Source organism: Fructilactobacillus florum DSM 22689 = JCM 16035, from assembly GCF_001436645.1.
GTDB classification, from domain to species: domain Bacteria; phylum Bacillota; class Bacilli; order Lactobacillales; family Lactobacillaceae; genus Fructilactobacillus; species Fructilactobacillus florum.
In genome coordinates, this window is record NZ_AYZI01000016.1 from 1 (window position 1) to 4516 (window position 4516).

Below are 4516 nucleotides of genomic sequence, written 5' to 3' on the forward strand. Positions count from 1 at the left end.
ATGGAATAATTATTGCTTATGGTAGTTATCGTATTTACATGATAAAAATCGCTATGGATAACTCTGATAAATCTCAATTTTCTTGACTAACTGTAACTATTATATGTCAACAGTCGATTCAAAATTTCATCCTCCGTAACTGCTTCTTTGTTAATTTCTAAAACGGAGCAATCAATATATCACTCTCCAAGCTTGTTGTCATTGATTTAAAACCCCAGCGCTACTAAGGATAGTAGCGCTGGGGTTTTTCTAGATCTTAGAGGAGCTTTAGCCAAAATAACTTAATCACTTTGATTTGTTGAACCAGGCCTGGGTTTTCTGGTAAATTTTTTGGGTTACTTCTAAGTTATTCATGGTGTATAAATGAATACCATCCACGCCCCTTGCTAGCAAATCCTTGATTTGGTTAACCGCATAGTCAATTCCCACGGCTTGCACCGCCGCGGGATCATTAGCAACACCTGCCAACTGATCATTCAGCTGATCCGGGAGTGACCCTCCTGCCAACTGTTTCAATCGGCTTTTTTGTTGCAGACTCGTTACGGGGAAAATCCCTGCTAGAATCGGAACACCGATGCCAATGGAACGGACTCGCCGTTGCCAGGCAAAGAAAACTTCATTATCAAAAAATAGTTGTGTAATTAAGCGCGTCATCCCACTGCTGAGCTTCGCTTGCAGCAGGTGTAAATCATCAGGAAGCTCAGTGGGCGGCATGTGGTATAAATGAGGATAGCAGGCTCCACTGATATCAAAGCCACCCACCTGCCGGATAAAAGCGGCCAAGTTAGCAGCAGTGGTGAAATTCTGCTGCTCTGCATTTTTAAAAACTTCATCACCTCGAATGGTCAAGACATGTCGAAGTTCTGCTGCTCGCAGTTTTTCAAGGTACGGTTTTAACGTTGTCGGACTCCAGGTTTGCCCCGCAATGTGAACCAGTGCTGGAATTTGCAAATCCTGCTGAACGGCAGTAGCCAGTTCAAAGTCAGCCCCATAAGACCGCTCAACTCCACCATGAGCAGTAATCGAAATAAAATCTGGTTGTAGCGCTCCCCAACTAGGCAAAGACTGCAGCAACGCTTGTTGCTCACTATTTTCCCCAAGTGGCGTTAACTCTAGCGAAAAGCTTGGTTGATGCTCAGCCATCACAATTTGCTCCTCAATAATTAAATTTTTAGGCGAAAAACCCACTGGCAGAGCGAACCTACCAGCGGGGTTTAACTGTTGCTGTAAAATTGAGACGTTCACTTAATTTGTTTGCGTATGATTAACCCATTTAGCCCACAAATCACCAACTACTTGAATTAACAAGACCAGGATCACTACTAGGATTGTTGCGACCAGCGTAACATCATTAGCAAACCGATTGTATCCGTAAGAAATGGCCATGTTCCCCAAGCCACCGGCTCCAATCGCACCCGCCATTGCCGTTAACCCAACTAAGCTAATCAAAGTCACCGTTGAAACACGAATCAATTCGGGAAAGGCTTCACTTAAATAAACCTCTGAAATAATATCCCAATTAGTTGAACCAAGGGCCTGTGCAGATTCAATGGTGCTGTGATTGACACTTTGCAGTGCCACTTGCACTTGACGAGCATAGAATGGGAAGACCCCTACTGAAAGGGGAACTAATGCTGCCGTTGTTCCAATCTGGGTGCCAACAATCTTTTGTGTGACCGGTGCGATAAAGGCCAGCAAGATAATAAACGGAACGGCTCGAAATAACGAGACAATCTTATCAAAGACATTGAAAATTGCTCGATTAGGTAAGATGCCATCCGTATCGAATAAAACTAAGCAAACTCCAAAAATCAGTCCAACTAATCCGCCAAAGATTGCTGACCAGAAAGTCATAAAGAGGGTTTGAGTAATGGATGTCCACCATCCCGTTTCTCCACCCCATCCTTGTTGAACTACATTGGGAAAATTTGTTATGAACCACGTTTTCATACGGCTGCACCTCGCAATTCTGTTGTCTCAATATCTAACTGCTGTAAATAATCCAGAGCTTGTTGTGTTTGAGCTTCATTTCCATTTAATTCAACAATCATGGTACCCACAAGTTGTTGCTTAAACTCCTCAATGTCCGCATATACGATGTTAGCAGCAACATTGAAGCGGGAATATAGCTCCACAATAATCGGTTCTGAAATCTGACCTGAATAATAAATTAACTGCACTAATTTCCGATTACTCCAATCGATTTGCAGTGAATTCAAGATGGCCTTTGCATCAAAATCATTACCAACAATTCGATGGGTAACTGGATTTTCTGATTTAACAAAAACATCTAATAGACTACCAGAATCAACAACTTTACCGCTGTCCATGATTACCACCTGGTCACAAATCCGCTTAATTGCTTCCATTTCATGAGTAATCAGAATCACCGTTAATTGATATTTTTGATTGAGTTCTTGTAAAAGATCTAAAATTTGATTAGTATTTTCCGGATCAAGTGCTGAAGTAGCCTCATCTGAAATTAAGATTTGAGGATCATTGGCTAAAGCTCGTGCAATCGCAACCCGTTGCTGCTGTCCACCTGATAACTGGGCTGGATAATACTTTGCTAGTTTACTCAAACCAACATCTTCCAGCAGTTCAGCTGCTTTCTGCGTGACCTCCTTTGCTTTCAAGTCACTATGCTTCAGAGCAAATTCAACGTTTTGAATCACCGTTTTTTCATTTAATAAATTGTAATGTTGAAAGACCATCCCAATTTTTCGCCGCTGTTGTCGTAATTTTTTGGCACCAATTGCTGGATGTTTAGCGTCATCAGCATCAAAAAAGATTTCGCCTAATACTGAAATTCGACCGGCAGTTGGCTGCTGCAATAAATTAATCGTTCGCACCAACGTCGACTTCCCCGCTCCAGAATAACCAGCAATTCCAAAAATTTGTCCGGTTGGAATACCAAATGAAACATCCGAAACGGCATGAACATCCTTATGATTTTGCTGAAAAGTCACAGAAACGTGATTAAATTCAACGATATTTTTTACCATGGGATTGATCCTTTCTTATTACTCGATTGCGTTAAAATAAACTATAATTTCACAACTTGCTAACACGCCTTTGGTAAGGGCTTTAAATTATTAAATAGCAGACCCAAGCGCTTCAAGAACTCTCCAACGTGTCTGGTAAAGATAAGTCAACCTTACCACACTAGCCTGTAATTCAGTGAAATTTTTTAGTTCATCAGCGGGATAACATCATGCTAATTAAATTTTCGATTCCAAGCTGATAACTCTAGTTTGCCGTAGTGCTGATTAATGAGGCGTTCGGTTTTCCTGTTCTGAAACGCTTTAACAACCTGTTTTAACTCTTTTTTATTTTTATCAGCTTTGTTTGCAGCAATTAGATTAACCCATGGTCGAGATTCTTTGTTCGCTGGTTCGACAAAAATACTTTTTTTGATATCTAAATTAGCTGTTTGTGCATAATTAGTGTTTACAATGGCAGCAGCCACATCATTTAATGAGCGTGCCGTTTGCGAAGCATCAACTTCCTTAATATCCAAATTTTTCCGGTTGGCAGTGATGTCCTTGACCGTCAATAGTCCTTTCGATCCTGCATCCAATTTAATCAAACCAGCATCTTTTAAAACAATGAGCGCTCGACTTTCATTCGTTGCATCATTTGGAATCGTAATTTGAGACCCATCCGGAATTTCCTTTACATCGCGATACTTGTTTGAATATAACCGGATAGGTGTAATTACTGTATCACCGATGGAGGTGATATCAGTTTTATGTTTATCATTCCAGTCTTTTAAAAAGGCATAGTGCTGAAAAGAATTAATATCAATCGAGTGTTGTGCCAGGGCTGTATTTGGCTGGGTATAGTCAGTAAAATGCACAAATTGCAATTTAATATGGTATTTTTCATGAGCCGTTTTAGCCACCGATTGCCAAATCTCATCATCTGCTTTCGACCCTGTCATTAGTCCTACCTTGACAACTTTTTCACTTTGATTCCCACTCTTAGGACCAAAACTAAGCCAACCAATTCCGCCAATTACCAGCAAACCAATTATTACAATCGTTAATTTCTTCAATCGATTCATTATTTTCACCTCATCTGATTAATTTTTTACCGCCAAATTTAAATAAACAAAAAGAGCATTCGTCCAAGCTAAGGACGAATGCTCTCGTGGTACCACCTCAATTTACAAATAGTCAATGGCTATTTGCCTCAAAAACTGCTCCAATTGACGCGTCTCGATTAGAACAGCTTTGCTAAGATATCGGTAGCAACCCCGCCATTAGCTTGTCGAAACTCACTAATGATTGATCTAGAACCCATCTTCTTTGTTTGCCTTTTATCTCTTTCGCACCAATCAGAGACTCTCTTGAAAATTTCAACAAATACTCAGTTCCTCAATTTGTTTATTTAATTATGTATTATACTAACTAGCTGTAAGGGTCATGTCAATCATTTTTTTAAAAAAATTTAAACATTCCCAATTTTGTATACAAAAAAGGTCCCAGTCAACCGACTGAGACCTTGCTAATTG

4 protein-coding genes and 1 other annotated feature are annotated in these 4516 nt (G+C 40.1%); all 4 genes read right to left on the minus strand.

Annotation, left to right across the window (positions count from 1 at the left end; translation table 11 throughout):
• Positions 1-285 precede the first annotated feature (285 nt).
• A complete protein-coding gene (locus FC87_RS06485; RefSeq protein WP_056961964.1) occupies positions 286-1143 on the minus strand; it encodes a methylenetetrahydrofolate reductase in 858 nt (285 codons plus the stop codon).
• Between the two features lie 102 nt (positions 1144-1245).
• Entirely contained in the window at positions 1246-1950 is a 705-nt protein-coding gene (locus tag FC87_RS06490) for a methionine ABC transporter permease (protein WP_054690785.1), read from the minus strand.
• Complete coding sequence (locus FC87_RS06495; protein ID WP_009166385.1) at positions 1947-3005, minus strand: methionine ABC transporter ATP-binding protein; 1059 nt, start codon at positions 3003-3005, stop codon at positions 1947-1949. The genes FC87_RS06490 and FC87_RS06495 overlap by 4 nt, the downstream gene beginning before the upstream one ends.
• A gap of 212 nt (positions 3006-3217) precedes the next feature.
• Entirely contained in the window at positions 3218-4066 is an 849-nt protein-coding gene (locus tag FC87_RS06500) for a MetQ/NlpA family ABC transporter substrate-binding protein (protein WP_056961967.1), read from the minus strand.
• A gap of 67 nt (positions 4067-4133) precedes the next feature.
• Positions 4134-4392 (minus strand) — a binding site (T-box leader).
• Positions 4393-4516 lie beyond the last annotated feature (124 nt).

Excerpts from the sequence above, each read along its gene's own strand:
- FC87_RS06495 (WP_009166385.1), bottom strand. The coding sequence starts at position 3,005 with ATGGTAAAAAATATCGTTGAATTTAATCACGTTTCTGTGACTTTTCAG.
- FC87_RS06490 (WP_054690785.1), bottom strand. The coding sequence starts at position 1,950 with ATGAAAACGTGGTTCATAACAAATTTTCCCAATGTAGTTCAACAAGGA.
- FC87_RS06485 (WP_056961964.1), bottom strand. The coding sequence starts at position 1,143 with ATGGCTGAGCATCAACCAAGCTTTTCGCTAGAGTTAACGCCACTTGGG.
- FC87_RS06500 (WP_056961967.1), bottom strand. The coding sequence starts at position 4,066 with ATGAATCGATTGAAGAAATTAACGATTGTAATAATTGGTTTGCTGGTA.